This is a genomic window from Komagataeibacter europaeus LMG 18890, assembly GCF_000285295.1.
GTDB lineage: Bacteria > Pseudomonadota > Alphaproteobacteria > Acetobacterales > Acetobacteraceae > Komagataeibacter > Komagataeibacter europaeus.
The window spans coordinates 1-5,694 of record NZ_CADP01000144.1; the positions used below are offsets into that span (position 1 = coordinate 1).

Annotated in this window: 6 protein-coding genes; 2 read left to right on the forward strand and 4 right to left on the reverse strand. The window is 51.4% G+C overall.

Annotated elements, in window-relative coordinates:
• The first annotated feature begins 245 nt into the window (after positions 1-245).
• Positions 246-1,346, forward strand: coding sequence for a replication initiator protein A (locus tag GEU01_RS25010; RefSeq protein WP_010517286.1), 1,101 nt, complete (start codon positions 246-248; stop codon positions 1,344-1,346).
• 43 nt (positions 1,347-1,389) lie between these two features.
• Here the strand turns inward: GEU01_RS25010 and GEU01_RS25015 are convergent, their stop codons facing one another.
• The 3 genes from GEU01_RS25015 to GEU01_RS19065 are packed head-to-tail and all read right to left on the reverse strand — an operon-like array spanning position 1,390 to position 2,963.
• Entirely contained in the window at positions 1,390-1,668 is a 279-nt protein-coding gene (locus tag GEU01_RS25015; RefSeq protein ID WP_232272626.1) for a ribbon-helix-helix domain-containing protein, read from the reverse strand.
• Entirely contained in the window at positions 1,668-2,303 is a 636-nt protein-coding gene (locus GEU01_RS19060) for a nucleotide-binding protein (protein ID WP_010511349.1), read from the reverse strand. Before GEU01_RS19060 ends, GEU01_RS25015 begins: the two co-directional genes overlap by 1 nt.
• A 42-nt stretch (positions 2,304-2,345) precedes the next feature.
• Positions 2,346-2,963: a recombinase family protein gene (locus tag GEU01_RS19065; protein WP_010517288.1), complete on the reverse strand. Its 618-nt coding sequence runs from the start codon at positions 2,961-2,963 to the stop codon at positions 2,346-2,348.
• Between the two features lie 172 nt (positions 2,964-3,135).
• Here GEU01_RS19065 and GEU01_RS24045 point away from each other — a divergent pair, with 172 nt between their 5' ends.
• The gene (locus GEU01_RS24045) at positions 3,136-4,797 is read left to right on the forward strand and encodes an endonuclease NucS domain-containing protein (protein ID WP_019087341.1); all 1,662 of its coding nucleotides are present in this window, start codon (positions 3,136-3,138) and stop codon (positions 4,795-4,797) included.
• Positions 4,798-4,945: 148 nt separating this feature from the next.
• Here the strand turns inward: GEU01_RS24045 and GEU01_RS25960 are convergent, their stop codons facing one another.
• Positions 4,946-5,413, reverse strand: coding sequence for a GIY-YIG nuclease family protein (locus GEU01_RS25960; RefSeq protein WP_146220720.1), 468 nt, complete (start codon positions 5,411-5,413; stop codon positions 4,946-4,948).
• Positions 5,414-5,694 lie beyond the last annotated feature (281 nt).

Here is a 5,694-nt window from a genome sequence, read left to right on the forward strand (position 1 = left end):
CTAAAGATTGCAGAGAATGAAAAGTTATCCACAGCCTTAGAGTGTTAATTTATGTGTTAATAGTAGTGTTAAGGGTTTTCCACAAACACGTAACTGACTGAAAATAAAATACAAAAACAGCGTTTTGGGGCCGCTTGCGTCAACGAAACCCCGAATCTAGTGACTCCAGAACCCCGAATCTGCGTCAACGAAACCCCGAATCTAGCTCTTGCGTCAATGAAACCCCGAACCTAAACTGATCGTCAATGAAACCCCGAATCAAAGCAACCCGTCAACGAAACCCCGAACTGGCACTTACCGTCAATGAAACCCCGAACATTGATGGACGTTCAGTTCTACTTCCGGAACGATATCCGACACCAGATCTTTTTATTTGTGATGTCCTTGATGCCATCCCCAAAGACGATATGGCCTCGATGGAACATCCAATTTTCTCGCTTGCCACTAAACCTGATCGACGCATTTTCCGATACGAGCACAATGGCAATACAGTTGAGATCGTTCCGAGCGTCAAAGGGCTCGCGACGATCCATGACAAGGATATCCTTATCTATTGCATTTCGCAGCTTATCGCGAAAATGAATCAGGGTGAGCAGCCAAATCGAACTCTCCACCTTACCGCACGCGATTTATTGGTGTGGACCAACCGTCAAACCGATGGTGATGGCTATAAGCGGCTTCGGAGCGCGTTTGAGCGCTTAGCAGGCACACGGATCACCACCAACATCAAAGCTAATGGAGAAGAAATCACCGAAGGCTTTGGTCTTATCAATGAATGGCGAATTGTCCGTAAGACCAATTCCGGACAAATGTCCGAAATTAAGGTAACGCTGTCCGAATGGCTATTCAGAATGATCGAAGGCCGTAGTGTACTGACATTACATCGCGATTATTTCCGTTTACGCAAACCACTTGAACGGAGAATATACGAACTTGCACGCAAGCATTGTGGTGCTCAGGAAAAATGGTTTGTTTCTATAGAAATTTTACAGAAAAAAACGGGGGCCAGTAGCCATATTCGCGTATTTCGCTCAATGCTCCGTGACTTGGCAATCAATAACCACTTGCCTGATTATGCTGTCGAAATAAACAGCAACACAGTTACTTTCCGCAATCGGGAAACGATGGACACCGTCAAGGTAATAGAGCCAAAGCTCCAGAAACCATTTGTCGATCCCGAGGGTTTCCATGACGCTAGAGGAGTTGCTCCAGGATATGATGTCTACGCACTCTATGATGAATGGGTGTCATGGTGGAATGATAGCGGACAACCAGAGTTGCAAAACCCCAGCGCCGCATTTGTCGGATTCTGCCGCAACCGACACAAACGCAACCCTATACGCTAGACACAGCTTACGTGTATAATTGTATACGTGTATAAATGTATACTTATCCGCTAACGATCCTGCTTCGTCCTTTCTTCACAAACAGATCGTCCAGTGCTTCTCCAAGCAAACTCTGAACCGTCGTTCCCTCTTCGGCCGCTATAATACGAAGCTGGGTGCTGACTTCAGGAGAAAAGTGCCCACCGATCAACTTGGTCCCCTTACGACCATTCAGCGTAGGTTTACGGGATGATATATCTGGCTTCGGGGAAAGGGCTGGCATTGCCTCACCACTACCTTTGGCGCGATCAAGCATCGCTTGTAGCGTATTGCTTTTTGCCATCACACTACCTCCCGATTTTTGTATAATTGTATATCTGTATACTCGTATAAACGCTTAATTTCGTTTGCTGCTGGCCCATGTGCTTCGAATTCCTGCACAGCCTGTCCCGCCGCCTGTGCACGGAAAAATGCCTTGCGGTTTCCTACTGTCACCGGACAGACCGTTGCCCCCAATTCGGTTACGGCCTTAATGGCATCCCCTGTCTCCTGCCCCTGGGGGGGCACAAAAGTTAAAACGACAGCGAACGCTTTATCGAGCTGACGAACCACATCCAATGTGTGTGTCATACTCATTGTATCGAACACGGCCGTCTTCGTTGGAATGAGAACGAAGTCAGCATGCCGCGCCGCTTCATAAGCTACATCACGCGCAACAGCAGCTCCGTCGATAATCACAAGATCAGTACCCGCATCCGCGCAGGCTTTGAGCATTGCAGGCAAACGTATCGGCTGAATTGAAGCCACAGCCGGTGTATCGAGCTGGCGTACGTCTTTCCAGAAAGAGGCTGTCGCCTGTGGGTCCAAATCAATAATAGCAACAACCTTACCCGCTTGCTCAGCCGCGACAGCGAGACAGGTTGCAAGCGTCGTTTTTCCGACACCGCCCTTCTGCGAAAGAACAGCAAGAACCTTCATGCTACACCTCTACACGTATAATCTTATACCTGTATACACTTTCTACGAGGGAAGAGAAGGCCTCACCTTATCTCTCTGCACAATGGCAGCAACAGTGTTCTTGCTGATTCCTAGATCGCGGGCGATCCACCGATAACTCCGCTTTTCGGCTACCAACGCCATAACCTTCGGGGCCAGACGATCAGACTTTGGCCGCTCTCCTTTCTGTCGGCCGAGAACCTTCCCGCGTGCCTTGGCAGCGGCCAGACCAGACTTCACCCGCTCGCTAATCAGATCCCGTTCGAACTCAGCGATCCCGGCCAGAACCGTCGCCAGCATTCGTCCATGTGGTGTCGCCAGGTCGAACGTCATCCCCGTTATGGCGATCAGGGAAACACGATAGCTCTCCAACTCCTGAAGCGTGGAGATGAGATCAATGGTCGAGCGCCCCCAGCGGGACAGCTCCGTCACCAGAATGGCGTCAATTTCACGGGCCTGGGCCAGTGCCATGACCTTTCGACGCTCGGCCCGATCCACCCGGACGCCAGAGCCGGTCTCCATGAAAACGCCCAGCACTTCATAGCCCGCGCGTTCGGCAAACCGCTTCAGCTCGTCCTTCTGGCGCGCGCAGGACTGATCGGCCGTGGAAACCCGGCAATAGATGACCGCGCGCTGTCCCATTTGAACCCTCCCGGAAAAACCACCATGCAACCCTTGATACACCGTGGCTCCGGTTCGTCCCAATATGACTATACTCAAAGAGTGTCACGGAATTACGTTGCCATTCGTCCAAATTGCCTTTCTTCTGCAGCATCGAACGCTAAGTCTTAGAGTGTGAGGAAAAGAGACTACAATGAATGAAGCCGCCATCCGTGACCTCCTCGCGGCCGATCTTTCCGTCCTGGAAGAGGGGATGGAACTGGTCAAAATTGAGCAGTACATTCCAAAGTCTCTCGGCACCCGAAACTTCTTGGATATTCTCGCTAAGGATAAGGCCGGTCAGTGGGTGATCATCGAGGTCAAGAAGACCAATGCAGCTGCGCGCCAAGCCGCCCACGAGGTCTTCAAGTATGTCGATGCCATCCAAAGGCACTTCGGTGTCCGCAAGAATGAAATTCGGGCGATCGTGGCCTCAGTCGAATGGACGGAACTGCTAGTCCCATTCTCAATGCTCAGGAACGAGACGAGTATTGCAGTCGAAGGCGTGCAGCTGTTGCCAGACATATTTGGGAAGAGCTTGGGCTGCCGTCCGATTGAGCCGGTGCAGGTGAATCAGGGACGATATCTCGCGCCATGGCACGAGCTTAACCTGTATAATGACGAAGCGAGCCTGAAGCGTGGAATCGCCAGTTACGATCATTGCTGCAAAGCCAAGGGAATAGATGACTATGTTCTGTTGGTGCTCAAGGCCGCGGACAACTTCAATGAAAAGGCAAGCTTTGCCTTAAACCTAGCCCGGCAACAAATCGCCGAAAATTTCGGGGATGGGGCTCCGGAAGAAATTCCGATCCAGTTCAGGCAATTCGATCGGTTTGAGTACATTTTGTACTTTGCCCCGCAGATTTTATCGCGAGAGTTTTGCTTGGCGGTTTTGGCCCAGCATCCAGAGACCTTCGAAGAGGTACAGGCATACACCGAGGACATGGACACAGAAGCGGAGCTCTGCACGCTCCACGAAAACCTATATGACTTAGATCCGTGTCCACACCGAGATCACTTTGAGATCGGCTATGCCTCCAAACTCAGCCAAAAGCTCTTGATCGACGAGGGATGGACGATTGAGCGGGTGGAGCGACGCGGAACGTTTGCTCGAAATACCCTGCTGAGCGACGAAGCGATCATTGAAGAGTTGAAGGGGGCAACCGGAAGTTCGCGTCAGTCGTTCAAGCGCTCAGTAAGCCTTTCAAATCGGGCACACATAGCCTCGGCGAAGGAAGGGCTGACCGAGGCCTTGTTGACTAATCCAGCATGGCTGGCCCAAATCAAACGTGTGTTGGACGAAGCATCTGCGGCTTGGCCTGACGGCTCAGCAAGAATCAACCTGTTCGGGCCATCCTCCGGCATTTTCACTCTGTATTACATCGCGACGGAAGGTTCGGACAGCCACCAGCCACAATATGAAGTCGCTGTCTTTGATGCCGCTGAACAGCTGGTTTCAACTTATTTCGGTTTGCTAGTGCCAGACGGTCAACCAATCGCCCTTCAGCCGCTTCTCAACAAATATTACAAAGGTCGCATTGACGATCTAATGTTCCTTGCCAGCGCGGGCTTCTTCGAAACCAGAGATGCGAATGTGATGGACGATTTGGGCCTCGCGTATCGAACCTTCCGCGTAGACAACCCCAAAGGGGCTGCAAAATACTTTGCGCTGAAAGATGATATGTGGCGGCCACTCTCTCTGACAGTGCCGTGGCAGCCGCTCCAACCGTATTTCGACGAGAATTCGTCGCTGATCAATGAGATTGTCAGCGCAATCGGCTCTCGGATGCATGCCGGTTTTCACGACATGAGCTGAGAGGGCTATCGATCATATCGAATGGGGCTTCGTCTAACATTTTTATTGAAAACGGACATTCCGCTACCGCCTCATTTGAGACGCCGTGGCGCGACCTCATGCTTCCTCGAAGCGGACGTGGTTTGTGGCGCGCGAGGAACAGTCTCCGTCAATCCTTAAGCGGTTCAGCAAACTCATCCCCCTTCCGGTTTCCGCGACGGTTCCACTTCGGCTTGATGGCCCGGATCAGCCCTTCTTCTAAACCGGCCACAAGATCAACGGGCAATACGCCATTCAGCTTGAGGTCCTTTTCAGGCATAATCACATAAACATCGACGCCCATGCCGCGAGAGAGCGTTTTCAGAACCGCTTCTCGGATACGACTGGCTGTTCGCAGGTTTTTTGAACTTTCATAGTGTCGAAATCGCCTGTGCAGACCATGCTGCGCCGAACCAACATAAAGAACTTCCTGTCCTACAGCATACGCGTAAACGCTCGGCTTGCGTGGCACAGGATTTATCCCTTGGAATGCCATTAACCCATTCTCAGCCGGCAGCCATACCCCGATATGCACAAAGCCGCCAGCGAGAAGCTGATCGACACATCCTGATAAGCAAGACGACAAAGCTTGATTCATCGAGCGACCTTAGGGGGCTTTATACCCCTGATAAGAGAACATTATTCGCGTTTGGCAGATCGTCCGCGCCACAAACTGTTAGGCTTTGCCCCTGACAGAGAGCATGGCCTCATAGGCCTGAGTGCGACGGCTCTCTGTATTAGCGATACGAACATTGATTGAACGGTAGAAAGATAGAAAAATATACGCGGCTCTCGCCGTCACGTCGGTCGTAAAAGCGATGGAATGAGGTGGTCCCGTCCGTTCGGACAGTTTTGTGGGCTTGATAAGCTATACCCGGT